The organism is Streptomyces sp. NPDC107521 (assembly GCF_055598485.1).
The window spans coordinates 231,828-249,893 of the sequence record NZ_JBVKAT010000001.1 but is presented as its reverse complement, the minus strand read 5'-3'; the positions used below and the strand labels follow the sequence as shown (position 1 = coordinate 249,893).

The window sequence follows — 18,066 nt, the reverse complement described above, 5'->3', positions numbered from 1 at the left end:
ATTCCGGCGCTGACCCGCAACCGTGAACCGCCCGCCGCCCCGCGGCGCGGACGGTGAGCCGGACTGCCCCGTGCGGACGTGACCGGCTCACGTGCACCGGCGCCGCCGGAGCACGGCCACCGTCGAGGCACACGGGGCCGAGCCGCCCGGGGGTGCCCCGTGCTGCCGGTCCCGCACAGGGAAGGCAGCCGCCGATCATGAACGTCCGCCGTCGCAGCGCCGGGGTCCTGGCCGCCATGGCCGTACTCGGTGGCGCCGCCGCACCCGCGGTCGCCGCCGATCCGTCGCCCTCCGCCTCCCCCGGCACGCCGCCCGGGCTCTACGGGAAGGCCGACCCCCAGTACGACGGCGTCTGGCGCCAGTCCCTGACCCTGCTCGCGCAGGACACCGTGCGCATGGTCCCGTCGAAGCGGGCCGTGGCCTGGCTCACCGGGCAGCAGTGCGCCGACGGCTCCTTCGCCGCCTTCCGCGCCGACCCGGACGCGGCGTGCGGCACCGGCACGATGGTCGACAGCAACAGCACGGCCGTCGCCGTCCAGGCGCTCGCCGCCCTCGGCGGACACGACAAGGCGGTCGGCGACGCTGTCAAGTGGCTGTCCTCCGCGCAGAACGAGGACGGCGGCTGGGGCTACACCCCCGGCTCCCCGAGCGACGCCAACTCCACCGCCGTGGTCATCGGCGCCCTGGCCGCCACCGGCGCCGACCCGGCCACCACCGTCAAGGGCGGCAGGTCGCCCTACGACGCCCTGCTGACCTTCGCCCTGCCCTGCGCCAAGGACAAGGGCGACGGCGCCTTCGCCTACCAGCCGGACAAGGACGGCAAGCTGACGGCCAACGAGGACGCCACCGCCGCCGCGGTCCTCGCCGCCCTCGGCAAGGGCCTGGTCACCGGGCCCGGCAAGGCCGACGGCACCGCCCCCGCCTGCGCGGCCCCCGCGACGCGGGAGCAGGCCGCCGCCAACGGCGCCGCCCACCTCGCGCGGGCCGTGGCCGAGGACGGCCACCTCACCTCCTCCCTCCCCGGTGCCGAGGACCAGCCCGACGTGGGCAACACCGCCGACACCGTGGTGGCGCTCGCCGCGCGGAGCGGGGCCGCGAGCGCGGCCGGACCGCTGGCCTGGCTGGAGAAGAACGCCGGGACGTGGGCCGAGCGGAGCGGCCCCGCCGCCTACGCCCAGCTCATCCTGGCCGCCCACGCCACCGGCACCGACCCGCGCGACTTCGGCGGCACCGATCTGGTGAGCGCCCTGAACGCCCTGGGCCCCGCCCCGGAGGGCTTCAAGGCGGGCGCCGAGACGCCCGGCGAGGACGGCGCCAAGGACAAGAAGGACGAGAAGAAGAACGACGAGAAGGACGACTCCGGCTTCGGCGTCTGGTGGTTCGTGGGCGTCTGCCTGGTCTTCGGCGTGGGCATCGGCTTCCTGCTCAGCGGCCGCAACCGGAAGTCCGGGTCGTGATACGCCGCGCCGCACCGCTCGTCCTGGCCGCCCTCCTGCTCCTGCTCCTCGGGAACGCGGCCCAGGCCCAGGCCGCCGGGTACCGCTACTGGTCCTTCTGGGACCGCGACGGCGACCGCTGGGTCTACGCCACCCAGGGCCCCTCCACCGCCCGTCCCTCCGACGGCGACGTCCAGGGCCTGCGCTTCGCGGTCAGCGAGGACTCCGCCGACGCCGCCACGCCGCGCGGCACCGCGGACTTCGCGGCGATCTGCGCGCGGACCCCGGCCGAGGAGGGCCGCAAGCGGGTGGCGCTCGTCCTCGACTTCGGCACGGCCGCGGACGCCCCCGACGGCGCGGCCCCGCCCGCCGGCCGCACCGCCTGCGCCCGCGTCGCCCCGGACGCCACCACCGCCGAGGCCCTGGCCGCCGTGGCGGGCCCGCTGCGCTACGACTCCAGCGCCCTGCTCTGCGCCATCGCCGGCTACCCGAGGACGGGCTGCGGCGAACAGGTCACCGGGCGGGACGCCGCGAAGGGCTCCGCGGACGCCGCCGAGGGCGGTGGCGCCGGGGAGTCCGCCGCCACCGCCCCGGACAGCACCGGAGGGACGGGCGGCGGCGGCCCGTCGGTCGGCCTGTTCGCGGGCGTCGCGGTGGTGGCGGTCCTGGGCGGGGCCGCCGTCTGGCAGGCGAGGCGGCGCGGGAATGCGTCCCGCTGAACCCGCGCCCGGCCCCGCCGCCGGACCGCCCCGGCCGCCGGACCGCCCCCTCACCGGCCCCCCGCCGCCCCCGCTCCCGCCGGGCGGCCGACTGCCCGCGGGCGCGGGGAGCCGGCCCCGCGCCACACCGCCCGGCACCGCCCCCGGCCTCCCCGGCCCCGGCCCCCGGCCCCCCGCCGCCGCCGGGAACGGCACCACCGCGTCCGCGAACGGCGCCCGCGCCGGCGCGCCCGGCACGGGCGCCCGCACCGCCGCCACGGATCTCCGTGCCCCGGGCCCCCGCGCCCCGGGGCCCGGACGCCGCGCCCCCGGAACCGGCGCCCCCGGTCCCCGCCGCCCCCCGGTCTCGGTGCACCCCGGCGCCTGGTGGCTCTGGGCGCTCGGCCTGGGCACCGCCGCCACCCGCACCACCAACCCGCTGCTGCTGGCGCTGCTCGTCGCCGTCTCCGCCTACGTCGTCACCACCCGCCGCCCGCACACCCCCTGGTCCCGCTCCTACGGCGCCTTCGTCAAGCTGGCCCTCGCCGTGCTGGCCGTCCGCCTCCTGTTCACCGTGGTCCTCGGCTCCCCCATCCCCGGCGCCCACACCGTGGTGACGCTCCCCGAGATCCCGCTGCCCGGCTGGGCGCAGGGCATCCGTCTCGGCGGCCGGGTCACCGCCGAGGCGCTCGTCTTCTCCCTGTACGACGCCATGAAGCTGGCCGCGCTGCTGATCTGCGTGGGCGCCGCCAACGCGCTGGCCAACCCGTCCCGGCTGCTGAAGTCCCTGCCGGGCGCGCTGTACGAGGCGGGCGTCGCCGTGGTCGTGGCGCTGACCTTCGCGCCCGGGCTGATCGCCGACGTCCAGCGACTGCGGGCCGCCCGGCGGCTGCGCGGCCGCCCCGACCGGGGCGTGCGGGGGCTGCTCCAGGTGGGGCTGCCGGTGCTGGAGGGGGCGCTGGAGCGCTCGGTCGCGCTGGCCGCCGCGATGGACGCCCGGGGCTACGGCCGCACCGCGCGGGTCCCGGCCCGGGTCCGCCGCACCACCGCCGCCCTCACCCTGGGGGGACTGCTCGGCGTGTGCGCGGGGACGTACGGGGTGATGACCGCGGCGGGCGGCTCCTACGGCGTCCCGGTGCTGGCGGGCGGGGTGGCCGCCGCGGTCGCCGGGCTGTGGCTCGGCGGGCGCCGCTCGCCGCGCACCCGCTACCGCCCCGACCGCTGGGACGCCCGCGCCGTCCTGGTCGCCGGTTCCGGCGCGGCCGTCGCCGCGCTGCTGTTCCTGGCCTCCGTCCGCGACCCGGACGCGCTGCACCCGGGCGTGGTCCCGCTGGTCGCGCCGTCGCTGCCGCTGTGGCCGGCGGCGGCCGTGCTGCTCGGGCTGCTCCCGGCCCTGGTCACCCCCGCGCCCGGTCCCGGCCCCGCGCCCCGCACCGTCCGTGCCGCCCGCGGCCCGGCCCCCGGCACCGCCCCCGCGTCCCCCACCGCCCAGCCCGTCGAGGAGCCGTCGTGATCCGCTTCGAGGATGTCTCCGTGACCTACGACGGGGCGGCCGGACCGACCGTCCGGGGCGTCGACTTCGAGGTGCCCGAGGGCGAACTCGTCCTGCTGGCGGGCCCCTCCGGGGTCGGCAAGTCCACCGTGCTCGGCGCGGTCGGCGGACTCGTGCCGCACTTCACCGGCGGGACCCTGCGCGGCCGGGTCACCGTGGCCGGGCGCGACACCCGTACCCACAAGCCGCGCGAACTGGCCGACGTGGTGGGCACGGTGGGCCAGGACCCGCTGGCGCACTTCGTCACCGACACCGTCGAGGAGGAGCTGGCCTACGGCATGGAGTCCCTCGGGCTCGCGCCGGACGTGATGCGCCGCCGCGTCGAGGAGACCCTCGACCTGCTCGGCCTGTCCGACCTGCGGGACCGCTCCATCGCCACCCTCTCCGGCGGCCAGCGGCAGCGGGTGGCGATCGGCTCGGTGCTCACCCCGCACCCCCGGGTGCTGGTCCTCGACGAGCCGACGTCCGCGCTGGACCCGGCCGCCGCCGAGGAGGTCCTCGCCGTCCTCCAGCGCCTGGTCCACGACCTCGGCACCACCGTGCTGATGGCCGAGCACCGCCTGGAGCGCGTCGTCCAGTACGCCGACCGGGTCGTGCTGCTGCCCTCCCCCGGCGCGGCCCCCGTGCTGGGCACCCCGGCCGAGGTGATGGCGGTGTCGCCGGTGTACCCGCCGGTGGTGGAGCTGGGCCGGCTCGCGCACTGGTCGCCGCTGCCGCTGACGGTCCGCGACGCCCGCCGCCGGGCGGCCCCGCTGCGGGCCCGGCTCGCCGACCGGGAGCCACCGCGACGCGCCCTCCCGGCCCGCGCCCTCCCCGCGTCCACCGCCCCGCCGCCCGCCCGCGGCGCCCGCACCCCGGTCCTGTCCCGGCTGCGCCGCCGCAGGCCCCCGGGCGGGGCGCCGGACGGGGCCGCCCGGTACGCGGCCGAGGTCCGCGGGCTGGCCGTGCGGCGCGACCGCGTCGAGGCGCTGCGCGAGGTGGACCTGACCGTCTCCCCCGGCGAGACCGTCGCCCTGATGGGCCGCAACGGCGCCGGGAAGTCCACCCTGCTGTCCGCGCTGGTCGGCCTGGTCGCCCCGGCCTCCGGATCGGTCCGCGCCTGCGGCGCCGTACCGCACCTGATGGCGCCCCCGGAGCTGGTGCGCCGGGTCGGCCTGGTGCCGCAGGAGCCGCGCGACCTGCTCTACGCCGACACCGTCGCCGCCGAGTGCGCGGCGGCCGACCGGGACGCGGGGGCGGAGCCCGGCACCTGCCGGTCGCTGCTGGAGCGGCTGCTGCCCGGCGTCGCCGACGACACCCATCCGCGGGACCTCTCGGAGGGCCAGCGGCTCACCCTCGCCCTCTCCGTGGTGCTGGCCGCCCGCCCGCCGCTGCTCCTGCTGGACGAGCCGACGCGCGGCCTGGACTACGCGGCCAAGGCGCGGCTGGCCGCGATCCTGCGCGCGCTGGCCGCCGAGGGGCACGCCGTCGTGCTGGCCACGCACGACGTGGAGCTGGCCGCCGAGCTGGCCGACCGGGTGGTGCTGCTGGCCGAGGGCGAGGTCATCGCCGACGGTCCGGCGGCCGACGTGGTGGTCGCCTCGCCGTCCTTCGCCCCGCAGGTGGCCAAGGTGCTGGCCCCGCGGAAGTGGCTGACGGTCGCGCAGGTCAGGCGGGCCCTGGCATGAGCGCCGAGGCACCGCGCGAGCGCCGGGTCCGGGCCGTCCGGCTGGGCCCCCGTTCCGTCGCCGCCCTGGTCCTGGTCAGCGCGGTGGGCCTGGGCGGCCTCGGCTGGCCCTTCCTCGCCCCGCCCGAGGCCTCCCTGAACGCCCACTCCCAGGACGCCCCGTGGCTGTTCGCCGGGCTGCTGGTGCTGATGGTGGCGGTGCTGGCGGCGACCATCTCGGAGGCGGGCCTCGGCCCCAAGGCGGTGGCCATGCTCGGCGTCCTCGCGGCGACCGGCGCGGCGCTGCGCCCGCTCGGCGCGGGCACCGGCGGCCTGGAGCCGATGTTCTTCCTGATGCTGCTCAGCGGCCGGGTCCTCGGGCCGGGCTTCGGCTTCGTGCTGGGCTCGCTCACCATGTTCGCCTCCGCGCTGCTGACCGGCGGGGTGGGGCCGTGGATGCCGTTCCAGATGCTGTCGATGGGCTGGTTCACCATGGGGGCGGGCCTGCTGCCCCTCCCCGACCGGCTGCGGGGCCGCGCGGAGCTGCTCCTGCTGGCCGCCTACGGCTTCGTGGCGTCCTTCGCCTACGGGACGGCGACGAACCTCGCGGGCTGGACGTTCATGAACACCCTGTCGTCGAACATCGCCTTCGACCCGGACGCGTCGGTCTCCGCCAACCTGGCCCGCTTCCTGGCGTACTGCCTGGCCACCTCGCTGGGCTGGGACGGCGGCCGGGCGGTGCTGACGGTGGTGCTGACCCTGACGCTGGGCACCACCGTGCTGAAGGCGCTGCGCCGGGCCACCCGGCGGGCGGCCTTCGAGGCGCCGGTCACCTTCGGGGAGTCCGGCGGGGTGAGCCGCCCCACGTGACGCGGCTCACCTACGATCCCGCCTCGTAGCCGCCGGGGCGCCCCCGCGATCTCCGCGCACCGCTCTGACCTGGGCGGTGAGAGCCGGGTCACAGCACCACGCACCACCCCACATACGAACTCCACTAGCAAAAGGGGTGATTGCGGAGGATCTTCCGGCCTGTTTCTCTGGAGCCGTCGCCAGGCGCCGACGCCCCCACGGGCCGAGGCGCCGACGTGTACCGGGCCGCTCCGACGCGGACGGTGCGCGCCGACGCCCCCGACCCCGACGAAAGGCACCGCCTTGACCGCCGTCTCCCTCCTCCGCCGTGTCACCGCCCCGAAGAAGGCCCTCGCCGGTGTCACCGTGGCCGCCGCCGCCTGCGGCACGCTGATCGCCGCCGCGCCCGCCCAGGCCGCGGCCCCGGCCTCCTCGGCGCAGGCGACCGCGAAGAAGATGATCGGCAACGCGGCCGAGTACCAGTGCTTCGACCGGATCGTCCAGCACGAGAGCAGCTGGAACGTCACCGCCACCAACGCCTCCAGCGGCGCCTACGGCCTGGTCCAGGCCCTGCCCGCGTCCAAGATGGCCTCCGCCGGGTCCGACTGGCGGACCAACCCGGCCACCCAGATCAAGTGGGGCGTGGACTACATGAAGGACCGCTACGGCAGCGCCTGCGACGCCTGGACCTTCTGGCAGTCCCACGGCTGGTACTGACCCGGCCCGGCTCCCGCCCGGGAGCCCGCGCCCGGCCACCGGCCCCCGCGCCCGCGCGGCGAACGGCGGCCCCCCGGTTCACGGGGGGCCGCCGTTCGCCGTACCGACGCGTCTGTTCGAATTGACGTCCCCGCACGTGCCCCGCCGTGCCCGCCGACGACTCCGAACGGAACCTCCCCACCGTGGCCCCTGCCGAGCCCACCGCCTCCCGGCCGCCCGCGTCCCGGACCGGGGGACGCCTCCGCGGCCTCCCGCGCACCCTGTGGCAGCGCCACCGCGTCCCGCTCCTCGCCACCCTGCCCCTGCTGCCGCTGTACGCGCTGTGGTGGGCCGTCCTCGCCACCGGCGGCGGGGATCTGGCCGCCCAGCAGGCGTGGGCGGACTTCGCCTCCCGGCACGGGTCGTCGGCGTACGGGCTGTTCTGGTACGGGGGCACGCACACCGCCAACTACAGCGTCATATCCCCGTACCTGATGGCCCTCCTCGGGGTGCGGACGGTCACCGTCGCGTCCGGGCTGGCGGCCTCCTGGCTGGCGGCGGCGCTGCTGGCGCGGGCGGGGGTGCGGCGCCCGCTGTGGCCCGCGCTGCTGGCCTCGCTGGCCCTGTGGTGCAACGTCGCCTCGGGCCGGACCACCTTCGCCCTCGGGGTCGCCCTCGGACTGGCCGCCTGCCTGGCGCTGACCGGACGGCGGCGGCTGGTGACCGCCGCCGGGTGCGCGGCGCTGGCGACCATGGCCTCCCCGGTGGCCGGGCTGTTCCTCGCCGTCGCCGGGGCCGGGTACCTGCTGGTCCGGGAGGTGGGGCGGGCCCTGGTGCTGCTGGTGCCGCCGGCCGTCGTGGTCGGGCTGACCACTCTGCTCTTCCCCTTCACCGGGGAGCACCTGATGCCCGCCGCCCGGATCTGGCCGCCCGCGCTGCTGGGGCTGGCGGTCGCGCTGCTGGCCCCGCCCGCCTGGCGGGCCGCCCGCTGGGGCGGTGCCGTGTACGCGGCGGGGACCGTGCTGACGTATCTGATCGCCTCGCCGGTGGGCACCAACGTGGAGCGGCTGGCGGAGCTGCTCGCCCCGGCCGTGCTGCTGGCCGCCCTGCTCACCGCTCCCCCGGCACGGCGGGCGGCGCGCCTGGTGCTGGTCGTCGCGCTGGTGTTCTCGGTCGGCTGGGTCGGCAAGAAGACCGCCGACGACCTGCGGGTCTCCACCGACGTCCCGGCCTGGGCCGCCGACACCCGGGGCGTCGTGCGGGAGCTGGAGCGGCTGGGCGCCGACCGCACCCGCGTCGAGGTGGTCCCCGCCCGCAACCACCGCGAGGCGGTCGCCCTCGCCCCGCACGTGAACATGGCCCGCGGCTGGAACCGCCAGCTCGACATCGAGCGCGCCCGCCTCTTCTACGACGGCGGCTTCTCCGCCGCGGCCTACCGGGCCTGGCTGGACCGCTGGGCGGTCGGCTACGTGGTGCTGCCGCTCGGCCGGCCCGACGGGTACGCCGAGGAGGAGGCGCGGCTGGTGGGCGACGCGGCGCTGCGGCCCGACTGGCTGGAGCCGGTGTGGAAGGACCGGAACTGGCGGGTGTACCGGGTGCGCGACGCGGTGCCGCTGGTCTCCGCGCCCGGCGCCCTGGTGCGCTCCGACGGCGCGGAGATGGTGGTGCGGATGGAGCGCCCCGGCGCGGCCACCGTGCGGGTGGCCTGGTCGCCGTGGCTCCGGGCGGACGGCGGGTGCCTCGCCCGGGAGGGCGAGTTCGCCCGGCTGACCGTCCCGGCGGCGGGCGAGTACCGGATCAGCTCCCGCTACGGTCTGCCGAACGCGCCGGGGAACCGCTGCTGAGCGGGGGCTCCGCGGCGGGCCGGGGGACGCCTGGGGTGCCCTCGGGGGCGTGCTCCGGGGCACCGTCGGGGGCGGATTCCCCCGTGGGGGCGGCGCCGGACGGGTCCGCGCCGGGGGCTCCCCCACCGGCTCCGGCACCCGCTCCGCCACCCGCTCCGCCGGAGCCGCCCGCGGTCCCCCGCGCGGCGGCGGCACCCGGTGCCCCGGTCACGGCGGCGACGGCATCTGCGCCCGTACCGGTGGCCGCACCGGCACCGCCTACGGCTCCCGCGAGCGCCGCGTCCCTCGCCGTGCGGGCCCTCGGCCCCTGGAACAGGTGGGCCAGCCCGAAGCCTCCGGCGACCACGGCGGCGCCGCCCACCGCGTCCAGCACCCAGTGGTTGCCGGTCGCCACGATGGCCGAGGCGGTGAGCAGCGGGTGCAGCAGGCCCAGGGCCTTCATCCACATCCTCGGCGCGATGACCGCGATCACCACACCGCACCACAGCGACCAGCCGAAGTGCAGCGAGGGCATCGCCGCGTACTGGTTGGTGAGGGCCGTCAGCGTGCCGTAGTCGGGCTTGGAGAAGTCCTGCACCCCGTGCACCGTGTCGATGATGCCGAGGGTCGGCATCAGGCGCGGCGGGGCCAGCGGGTAGAGCCAGAAGCCGACCAGGGCCAGCAGGGTGGTGAAGCCGAGCGCGGTGCGGGCCCAGCGGTAGTCGACCGGGCGCCGCCAGTACAGGACGGCCAGTACCGACAGCGGCACCACGAAGTGGAACGATTCGTAATAGAAGTCGAAGAAGTTCCGCAGCCAGTCGATCTTGACCACGGCGTGGTTGACCGCGTGCTCGATGTCGATGCGCAGCACGCGTTCGAGGTCGAGGATCTGGTGCCCGTGCTGCTCGGCGCGGAACCGCCCGGCCGAGTTGCTGCCGCCGGTCGCGGCGAGCCGGACCTGCTGGTAGGCGGCGTAGGTGACCCGGATGAGGAGCAGTTCCAGCAGCAGGTTGGGGCGGGTGAGGACGCGGCGCAGGAAGGGCAGCAGCGGCACGTGCCGCAGGCGGGCGGGCACCGGGTCCGCGTAGCGGGTGGGGACGGGCGCGTCGAAGTACGGCGAGGTGCGGGGCAGGAAGGGCACCGCGGCGGCCGCGGCCAGCGCGGCCAGCAGCACCAGGTTGTCCCGCAGCGGGTGGGCGGCCTCCATGTTCGGCAGCATCATCCGCGCGGGCAGCGTCATCACGAGGACGACGGCGACGGGCCACACGTACCGGTCGGAGGCGCGCTTGCCGACCCGGCCGACGAGCGCGAGCAGCACCCACAGGAGCTGGTGCTGCCAGGTGGTGGGCGACACGGCGACCGCGGCGCAGCCGGTGACGGCGACCGCGAGCAGCAGTTGCCCGTCGCGGGCGTAGCGCACGGCGCGGCGCACGGCGAGGGCCGCGACGGCGGCGCCGAGGGCGAGGAAGAGGGCGATCTCCGCCGGGCCGGACATGCCGAGGCGCAGCAGGGCACCGTGCAGCGACTGGTTGGCGAGGTCGTCGGCCGCGCCGCCCAGCCCGACCCCGGCCAGGTGGTGGACCCAGTAGGCGTAGGAGTCGTCGGGCATCAGGGCCCAGGCCAGCGCGGTGCAGCCGGCGAAGACGGCGCCGGTGACACCGGCGGCGTGCCGCCGGCGGGTGAACCAGAGCAGGGGGACGAACAGCAGCAGGGTGGGCTGGAGGGCGGCGGCGACGCCGATCAGGACGCCCCCGGCGCGCTCGCCGCGCACGGTGAAGCAGCCCAGCAGGACGAGCAGGACCGGGATGATGCTGGTCTGGCCGAGCCAGAGGGCGTTGCGGACCGGCAGCGAGAGCATCAGCAGACTCACCGCGACGGGGGCCGCCAGCAGCGCGGTGCGGCGGCCGACGGGGGGCGGCAGGGCGCGGGCGGCGACCAGGCCGAGGGCCACGACGAGGAGCAGCGAGCCGAAGGTCCAGCCCCAGCCGAGGGCCTGCTCGGCCGCGCGGGTGAGGGGCTTGAGGACCAGCCCGACGAAGGGGGTGCCGGTGAACCGGGTGGAGTCGTAGAGCGAGCCCTCGACGTGCAGGACGCCGCCCGCGCCGACCCAGGTCTCCAGATCCGTCAGCCGCTCCCCGCGCGGGGAGCCGAGGACGCTGGCGAGCTGCCGTACGGCGAGGAGGGCGGCGAGCAGCCACAGCACCAGCCGTGTCGTGCGCAGCCGCGCGGTGGCCGGGTCGGCGGCCGGGGCGCCGAAGGCATCCGCCGGTCGTCCGTTGTGCTCCGCATTCGCCACGCCGCGTCGGCCTCCCGCCCCGTTCGTACCGCGCCGGTGCGCGGTGCTGTCCTTGCGAACCCTAATGAGGCCCGCGCCACCCCTGGAAACAGACCCCGGACAGCCCCGCCTCACCTGACAGGTGCCCGGTGTTCGACCGGAATTCCCCGGCCGCCGCCCGGCCGGGCCGGCCGTCCGCCCGCGCTCCGGGCGCCATCCGTTCGGACGACGATAGTGCGGAGGCGGTTGAGCCGCTTCCCCGCGGAGCGAGCAGGATCACAGGCCGGAGCGGGCCGGGCGCCCGCCGGAGCGGGCCGACGCCCGCGCCGGAACGGGCCGGGCCCGCGCGCGCCGCGCGCCCTCCCGATGCCATGGGCGACGAAAAGCATACCGGGCGTGAGCGGCGCACCGGCGCCCATGACCGCTTGCCCCCGGGGCGCCGCGCGGCGCGGTGCCCGGCCGTCCGGCGAGTCCCGCGCAGGCGCGGGCGGGGGCACGGAGGCGGGGCGCGGAGGAGTGCGGGCGGGGCCGCGGGGCGCGCGGGGGCGCGGGCGGGTTCACGGGGGCAGGGTGCGCAGGCGCGGGCGGGGCCTCGGAGGCGGACCACGGAGCGCGCGGGCGGGACGCGGAGACCCGTCGGAGGCGTCCGCCGCCCCGGCCGGGCGCGAGGAGCCTCCGCGCGTCCGGCGCGTCCGGCGCGTCCGGCGCGTCCGGCGCGTCCGGCGCGTCCGGCGCGTCCGGCGCGTCCGGCGCGTCCGGGACTATATTCATTAGCGCGCCTACTTAGACGCGCTAACCACACATACGGAGGCTTCCCCGGCATGAGCGACCCCCAGGTCTGGGACGACGTCGACGCCTATTTCACCCGCCACCTCTCCCCCCGGGACGACGCGCTCGACGCCGCCCTGCGCGACAGCGACGCCGCCGGGCTGCCGCCGATCGCGGTCAGCGCGCCCCAGGGCAAGCTGCTCCGGCTCCTCGCCGAGATCCAGGGCGCCCGCCGCATCCTGGAGATCGGCACCCTCGGCGGCTACAGCACCATCTGGCTGGCCCGCGCCCTGCCCGCCGACGGCCGCCTGGTCACGCTGGAGTACAGCGCCCGGCACGCCGAGGTCGCCGTCGCCAACCTCGCTCGCGCCGGGCTCGGCTCCCTGGTCGAGGTCCGCGTGGGCCCGGCGCTGGAGTCGCTGCCGAAGCTCGCGGAGGAGCAGCCGCCCCCCTTCGACCTGGTCTTCATCGACGCCGACAAGGCCAACAACCCGCACTACGTGGAGTGGGCCCTGAAGCTGACCGCCGTCGGCAGCGTGATCGTCGTCGACAACGTGGTGCGCGGCGGGCGCGTGGCCGACCCGGACGCCACCGACGGCGCCGTGCTCGGCACCCGGGCCGCCATCGAGCTGATCGCCGGCCACCCGAGGCTCAGCGGCACCGCCGTCCAGACGGTGGGCGCCAAGGGCTACGACGGCTTCGCGCTGGCCCGGGTGACCTCCTGAGCGGCCGTCCCCGGCGGGCCCGGGCCGGAGAAGCGGCCCGGGCCGCGGGGGACGCGCTCAGACCTCGTGGTGGAACGCTCAGACCTCGTGGTGGAAGCCGACGTTGACGCTGCGCGGCTCCGAGCGGTCCCGGACGACGATCTCGCCGCTGCCGCCCCGGGGCAGCGGCTCGGTGCCGCCGTAGTCCAGGGGCCGCTCCCGGCCCCCGCTGGCGAGCAGCACCTCGGAGGACGGCTCGGGCTGGGAGCCGCGCAGCCAGCTCACGTGCCAGCCGCCGTCGGGCGCGCAGCGGAACTCCAGGTGGACGCGGGAGACGAACAGCCAGTCGTCCGGCGTGCCCAGCCGGCACCGGCTCCGGTCCCGGCCGACCCTGAGGACGGCGCCGGGCTCGCTGGGCGCCTCGGCCATCTGCATGCCGGCCGTGGCACCCGCGTCCGCCGCGGTGACGGCGGCCATGGTGAGTTCCAGCACGTGCGCTCCTTCGGGGACGTCCGATGTGGGCCTGTCGCCGCCGCATGATAGACGGCCGGTACGACACCGTCCGGCACGATGGGCGCACGAGCGAGCGGAAACCGCCGGACACCGGCTCCGAGCCCCGGGCGGACCGGCGGATCCGGCACACCGGGCTCCGGGGCGCCCCGGAGCCCGCGCCGTCAGACGGGGCAGTCCGGGAGCGGGCGGCTCTCGACCGTCCCGCCGGCGCGCAGCCCGACGGGGAGGACGAAGGCGTAGCAGTGGTCGGTGTCCCCCACGCGGTACCTCGCGACGACGCTCGGGGGCAGCCCGTCGAGTTCGTCCCGCCACGAGGACGCGTCCCTCATCGCATCGGCGATCTCCGCCTCGGACAGCGTCCCGTCGATCAGGCCCTTTTCGAGTCTGGAGCGACTCGACGCCGTCATCTTCCCGAGCAGTTCCTCGTCCGGCACCCGGAGCCTGTCATCGATCGCGTTCACGACCCAGACGATCCACAGGGAGACGGCGACGAAGGCGGCCAGCGCCGCCAGGACCAGCGCGCCGACGCAGCCGCCCACCCACCGCCACACGGTGAGCGACCGGCCGCGTCCACTGCTTGGCGGTGTCATCCACGAACCCGTGCAACCGATCCGGCCGAGCCGTGCCCGCATCACCGATGCGTACCCGCTCGTGCCCGCGTTGTCCGGATGGAACGCCTCATGGCTCAGGCGGTCCCCGCCGAGCCACTCCCAACTGCACGCCCGGATGAACCTACTGAGTCCGGTAGTCACCCGGGGTCCGCTCCGCCTGTCAGGGGATCCCCATGGTCCGTCCCTCACTTCGCACCGTCACCGTGCTCGATCCCGCAGCCGTGACGTGCCCGTCGGGTCCGCCACGGCTTCTCCCCGTTCCACTCGATCCCGAAGGATGCGACGGGCCTGAGCGGCCGACCCGTCGAACGCATGGCACGGGCTTCTCGGCGCACGCTCCGAGACGCCGTCCGGACCGCCTCCAACGGTCAACACCATGGCTCCGGACGACGAGCGTGCACAAGAACAGGTAGGAAGAGTGGCCTGATCAGTGCGGTATCGGCGACCAAGCTGTGCACCGGCCCGGGGAATACCGGTTGCGCCGCGCCCGGGTCCGGTGCCGAGAATGGTGGTCATGACCTGGACCGTGGCCCCGGAGCCCCACGACTCCCCCGCCGCCGCCCGGCTGTGGCGGGCCTACTTCACGGAGGTCAGCGACCGCTGGTACCTGCCGCGCACCGGGCGGCCCACCGCGCCGGAGGAGCTGGAGCGGGAGATCGCCCGGGAGACCGGCGCCGAACTCGCCCCGCCCCGGGGGCGGCTGCTGGTCGCGCGCTACGGCGGCGCCCCGGCCGGGACGGCGGGCGTGCGGCTGCTGGACCCGGGCAGGGCCGAGCTGACCCGGGTCTTCGTCCTCCCGGAACTGCGCGGACGGGGCGGGGCGGCGCTGCTCGTCCGGTGGGCGGAGGAGGCGGCGCGCTCCCTCGGTGCCGTGCGGATGGTCCTGGACACCCGGAGCGACCTCGTCGAGGCCCGCGCCCTGTACGCCCGGCTCGGCTACCGGGAGACCCCGCGCTACAACAGCGACCCGTACGCCGAGCACTGGTTCGCCAAGTCCCTGGCCCCGGCCGGCCCCGCGGCCCCGGCGGACACCGCGTACCCGGCCGTCTGACCGGGGGCGCCGCCCCGGCACGGGGTCCGGACCGGCCCCGGCACCACGGTCGTCCGACCGGAGGCGCCGCGCGGCTCACGGCCCCCGCTCACCCCTCCGCGAGGTACGCCGCCGCGTCGCCGTTGTGGGGGCGCTCCCGTTCGGAGCCGCAGAGTTCGCTGTTCAGCTCCTTGACCAGGCGCACCAGATCGGTCGGCCGGTCCGGGCCCCACCAGTCGCCGAGCAGTTCCGCCAGGGAGTCCTCGCGGGCCTGCGCCAGCCGTTCCGCCACCTCGGCGCCGCCCGGGGTGAGGGTCAGGTCGAGGCCCTCGCGGACGGCCAGCTCCCGCTCCTCCACCTGACGGGCGGCGGACATCACGACGGCCAGCGGCACGGGGCTGCGCTCCGCGAGCACGGCGGGTTCCACGCTGCCGTACCGGCGCATCCGCAGCAGCATCCAGCTCGACGCGGGCAGCAGGTCGTACCCGGCGCGCTCGGTGATCCGCCGGTAGACGGCCCGGCGCCCCTCCCGGGTGCCCAGGACGGACAGCGCGCGGCACACCTCGTCGCGCGAGGAGCGTTCGACCGGGTTGCTGGCGAAGGTCTCGGCGCCGTCGGGCGCGGTGACCGAGCCGCGCAGCCGGTCCTCCTTGAGGAACCAGGCGAGCACGAAGCCGAGGAGGGCGACGGGGGCGGCGTAGAGGAACACGTCGGTGATGGAGGAGGCGTAGGCGTGCAGCGCGTCGGGGCGCAGCGCGGGCGGCAGCGCTGAGAGGCCGCGCGGGTCGGACTTGAGGCTGTCCGCGGAGACGCCGGGCGGGAGCCGCGCCCCGCGCAGGACGTCGCCGAGCCGGCCGGCCAGCTGGTTGGCGAAGATCGTGCCGAAGACGGCGACGCCGAAGGAGGCGCCGATGGAGCGGAAGAAGGTCGCCCCGGAGGTGGCGACCCCCAGGTCCTCGTAGGGCACGGCGTTCTGCACGATGAGGACGAGGACCTGCATGACGAGGCCCAGCCCGACGCCGAAGACGAAGAAGTAGGCGCTCATCAGGGCGGTCGAGCTGTGCTCGTCCAACCGGTGCAGCAGGAGCAGGCCGAGGGTGGTGACGGCGGTCCCCGCGACGGGGAAGACCTTCCAGCGGCCGGTGCGGCTGACGATCTGGCCGGAGGCGGTGGAGGCCAGCAGCACCCCGAACACCATGGGCAGCATGTACACCCCGGACATGGTGGGGCTGACGCCGCGCACGACCTGGAGGAAGGTCGGCAGGTAGGTCATCGCGCCGAACATCGCGAAGCCGATGACGAAGCTGATGACGGCGGCGAGCGTGAAGGTGCGCACCCGGAACAGCTTCAGCGGCAGCACCGGTTCGGCGGCCCGGCGCTCCACGGCCACGAAGACGGCGGCCAGCACCGCGCCCAGCACCGCGAGCCCGATGATCTGCGGTGATCCCCAGGCCCAGGTGGTGCCGCCGAGCGAGGCGACCAGGACGAGGCAGGTGGCGACGGAGGCGATGAGGAGGGTGCCGAGGTAGTCGATGACGTGCCGGGTGGCGTGCCGGGGGATGTGCAGGACGGCCGCGATCACGGCGAGCGCGACGACGCCGACGGGGAGGTTGACGTAGAACACCCAGCGCCAGCTCAGGTGCTCCGTGAAGACCCCGCCGAGCAGCGGCCCGAGCACGCTGGTGGCGCCGAAGACCGCGCCGAACAGCCCCTGGTAGCGCCCGCGCTCGCGGGGCGGGACGAGGTCGCCGACGATCGCCATGGACAGCACCATCAGCCCGCCGCCGCCGAGGCCCTGGAGGGCGCGGAAGGCGATCAGTTCGGGCATGGACCGGGCGATGCCGCAGAGCGCGGAGCCGACCAGGAAGATGACGATGGCGGTCTGGAACAGCCGCTTGCGCCCGTACTGGTCGCCGAGCTTGCCCCAGAGCGGGGTGGCGGCGGTGGCGGCCAGCAGGTAGGCGGTGACGACCCAGGAGAGGTGGTCCAGGCCGCCGAGGTCGCTGACGATGGTGGGCAGCGCCGTCGACACGATGGTCTGGTCGAGTGCGGCGAGCAGCATGCCGAGGAGCAGGGCACCGATCGAGACGAGCACACCGCCGGAGACGTGTTCCCCCTCCTCGGGCCGCGCCGGGCCCGGCGCCTCGCGCGTCTGAGCGGTCATGCGGACCTCCACCGGTGTCTCGGGCCACTTCGCCCTACCATCCTGGCCGGTGTGACCGTTTTGGGCCCGTTCAGTCCTCCGCGCGGGCCACGGCCCCGGGGCGCGGGACGCCACCGCCGCCGGGGCCGGGGCGGCCGTTCCGGTGGCGGGGGACCACCGTTCCGCTGAGGGGGTACCGCCGATTTGTGGGCGGGAGGCAGCCGTTTCGGGGGCAAGGGCGCCGAAGTGTGGAGAAGGTCTGCATAATCTCTGGAGTTCGCGCGGGGAGTCGCGAGGGGAGGGACGAGCACCCATGGAGCAGCACGAGCGTCCGGCGGCCGGCGGGCCGCACGGGGCCACGCCCGGACCGCGGTCGGCGGGACCACCGAGGGGCACGGGACAGCCGGACGGGCCGCGGCGGGAGCCGGGGCCCGGGGCGGCGCGCGAGGACACGGGTGCGGCCCCCGGAACGGCGCCGGGCGCCGGGGAGCCCCACCGGCCCTCCGCCGCGCCCGGGGACGGGGCGATACCCGGGACGGGTCCGGCGCCCCGGACCGGCCCCGCGCACCGGACCGGCGCCCCGGGCTCCGACACGGCCCCGGACCCCCGGCCCGGCCCGGATGCGCAGCCCCGCCCGGGAGCCCGGCCCCACCCCGGCACGCCGGCCCACTCGGCGGCCCACGGCGGCCCGGAGACCCACGGCGCCCCGGCCTCCCCGACCGCCGGTACAGGAGCCGCGGGGCCCGGTGCGGGACCCCGGGCCCGCCCCGGGGCCACGAGCACCGGCACCGGGTCCGCGCCGGCCGGTACGGAGGCCCGGATGCCGTCGGCCGGTACGGGGGGCCCGACGCCCCACGGCGCGTCGTCCGCGCCGGACGCGCGGGACGGCCGTCCCGCGGGGGACACCCGCGAGCCGGGGCAGGAGCGAAGACCGCGGCCCGGCCAAGGGGCCGGTACGGCCTCCACGCCCCCGCCGTCCGCGCCGGACCGCCCGGAGACGGCGCACCGGCCAGCGTCGGCGCACGGGGCGCACGAGCCGCACGGGGCGCGCGAGCCGCGGAGGTCCGACCCGCCGCGGACGTCGCACGAGCCGCACGGTTCGGACTCACCGCCGATGCCGCACGAACCGCACCAGCCGCACCAGCCGCATGCCGGGCGCGCGCCCCAGGCCCCTCTCCCCTCCCGGACGCCCTCCGCGTCACCGCCCTCCTCGGCGGGGCACCCGGGCACGCCCCCGCGGCCCACGGCCCCGGCCCCGCAGGCGCCCCCGTCCTCCCGGTCCTCCCAGGCGCCCCCTGAGCACCGGTCACCGCACCAGCCCCA

13 protein-coding genes are annotated in these 18,066 nt (G+C 76.9%); 9 read left to right on the top strand and 4 right to left on the bottom strand.

Going from position 1 to position 18,066, the window contains the following annotated elements:
- Nucleotides 1-197 precede the first annotated feature (197 nt).
- The 7 genes from ACZ7LB_RS01045 to ACZ7LB_RS01015 all read left to right on the top strand — a co-directional run bounded on the left by ACZ7LB_RS01045 (nt 198) and on the right by ACZ7LB_RS01015 (nt 8,720).
- Nucleotides 198-1,457, top strand: coding sequence for a prenyltransferase/squalene oxidase repeat-containing protein (locus tag ACZ7LB_RS01045; protein WP_471464571.1), 1,260 nt, complete (start codon nt 198-200; stop codon nt 1,455-1,457).
- Entirely contained in the window at nt 1,454-2,155 is a 702-nt protein-coding gene (locus ACZ7LB_RS01040) for an SCO2322 family protein (RefSeq protein ID WP_471464569.1), read from the top strand. The genes ACZ7LB_RS01045 and ACZ7LB_RS01040 overlap by 4 nt, the downstream gene beginning before the upstream one ends.
- A gap of 349 nt (nt 2,156-2,504) precedes the next feature.
- Nucleotides 2,505-3,647 (top strand): CbiQ family ECF transporter T component, encoded by a 1,143-nt coding sequence (locus tag ACZ7LB_RS01035; protein ID WP_471464567.1) that lies wholly within the window; start codon nt 2,505-2,507, stop codon nt 3,645-3,647.
- Nucleotides 3,644-5,353, top strand: a complete 1,710-nt coding sequence (locus tag ACZ7LB_RS01030) for an ABC transporter ATP-binding protein (RefSeq protein WP_471464565.1) — start codon at nt 3,644-3,646, stop codon at nt 5,351-5,353. The genes ACZ7LB_RS01035 and ACZ7LB_RS01030 overlap by 4 nt, the downstream gene beginning before the upstream one ends.
- Nucleotides 5,350-6,201, top strand: a complete 852-nt coding sequence (locus ACZ7LB_RS01025) for an ECF transporter S component (protein ID WP_471464563.1) — start codon at nt 5,350-5,352, stop codon at nt 6,199-6,201. Before ACZ7LB_RS01030 ends, ACZ7LB_RS01025 begins: the two co-directional genes overlap by 4 nt.
- A 282-nt stretch (nt 6,202-6,483) precedes the next feature.
- Nucleotides 6,484-6,897: an aggregation-promoting factor C-terminal-like domain-containing protein gene (locus ACZ7LB_RS01020; RefSeq protein ID WP_161225011.1), complete on the top strand. Its 414-nt coding sequence runs from the start codon at nt 6,484-6,486 to the stop codon at nt 6,895-6,897.
- 182 nt (nt 6,898-7,079) lie between these two features.
- On the top strand, nt 7,080-8,720 hold the full coding sequence (locus ACZ7LB_RS01015) for a hypothetical protein (RefSeq protein WP_471464561.1): 1,641 nt from the start codon (nt 7,080-7,082) through the stop codon (nt 8,718-8,720).
- Here ACZ7LB_RS01015 and ACZ7LB_RS01010 read toward each other — a convergent pair.
- Nucleotides 8,674-10,995 (bottom strand): bifunctional glycosyltransferase 87/phosphatase PAP2 family protein, encoded by a 2,322-nt coding sequence (locus ACZ7LB_RS01010; protein ID WP_471464559.1) that lies wholly within the window; start codon nt 10,993-10,995, stop codon nt 8,674-8,676. The two genes, ACZ7LB_RS01015 and ACZ7LB_RS01010, sit on opposite strands and share 47 nt — an antisense overlap.
- An 800-nt stretch (nt 10,996-11,795) precedes the next feature.
- On the opposite strand from ACZ7LB_RS01010, the gene ACZ7LB_RS01005 reads away from it, so the two are divergent.
- Nucleotides 11,796-12,467, top strand: a complete 672-nt coding sequence (locus ACZ7LB_RS01005) for an O-methyltransferase (protein WP_471464557.1) — start codon at nt 11,796-11,798, stop codon at nt 12,465-12,467.
- Nucleotides 12,468-12,545: 78 nt separating this feature from the next.
- Here the strand turns inward: ACZ7LB_RS01005 and ACZ7LB_RS01000 are convergent, their stop codons facing one another.
- Both ACZ7LB_RS01000 and ACZ7LB_RS00995 read right to left on the bottom strand, forming a co-directional pair.
- Entirely contained in the window at nt 12,546-12,938 is a 393-nt protein-coding gene (locus tag ACZ7LB_RS01000; RefSeq protein ID WP_471464555.1) for a hypothetical protein, read from the bottom strand.
- 182 nt (nt 12,939-13,120) lie between these two features.
- Nucleotides 13,121-13,549: a hypothetical protein gene (locus ACZ7LB_RS00995; protein WP_471464553.1), complete on the bottom strand. Its 429-nt coding sequence runs from the start codon at nt 13,547-13,549 to the stop codon at nt 13,121-13,123.
- Nucleotides 13,550-14,084: 535 nt separating this feature from the next.
- On the opposite strand from ACZ7LB_RS00995, the gene ACZ7LB_RS00990 reads away from it, so the two are divergent.
- Nucleotides 14,085-14,621, top strand: coding sequence for a GNAT family N-acetyltransferase (locus ACZ7LB_RS00990; protein WP_471464551.1), 537 nt, complete (start codon nt 14,085-14,087; stop codon nt 14,619-14,621).
- Nucleotides 14,622-14,709: 88 nt separating this feature from the next.
- Here ACZ7LB_RS00990 and ACZ7LB_RS00985 read toward each other — a convergent pair whose 3' ends face one another.
- Nucleotides 14,710-16,764: an MDR family MFS transporter gene (locus tag ACZ7LB_RS00985; RefSeq protein ID WP_471464549.1), complete on the bottom strand. Its 2,055-nt coding sequence runs from the start codon at nt 16,762-16,764 to the stop codon at nt 14,710-14,712.
- Nucleotides 16,765-18,066: the final 1,302 nt, after the last annotated feature.

Bases quoted from the DNA above. Each gene is read 5' to 3' on its own strand.
- ACZ7LB_RS00995 (WP_471464553.1), bottom strand. From the start codon at position 13,549: ATGACACCGCCAAGCAGTGGACGCGGCCGGTCGCTCACCGTGTGGCGG.
- ACZ7LB_RS00990 (WP_471464551.1), top strand. From the start codon at position 14,085: ATGACCTGGACCGTGGCCCCGGAGCCCCACGACTCCCCCGCCGCCGCC.
- ACZ7LB_RS00985 (WP_471464549.1), bottom strand. From the start codon at position 16,764: ATGACCGCTCAGACGCGCGAGGCGCCGGGCCCGGCGCGGCCCGAGGAG.
- ACZ7LB_RS01025 (WP_471464563.1), top strand. From the start codon at position 5,350: ATGAGCGCCGAGGCACCGCGCGAGCGCCGGGTCCGGGCCGTCCGGCTG.
- ACZ7LB_RS01045 (WP_471464571.1), top strand. From the start codon at position 198: ATGAACGTCCGCCGTCGCAGCGCCGGGGTCCTGGCCGCCATGGCCGTA.
- ACZ7LB_RS01005 (WP_471464557.1), top strand. From the start codon at position 11,796: ATGAGCGACCCCCAGGTCTGGGACGACGTCGACGCCTATTTCACCCGC.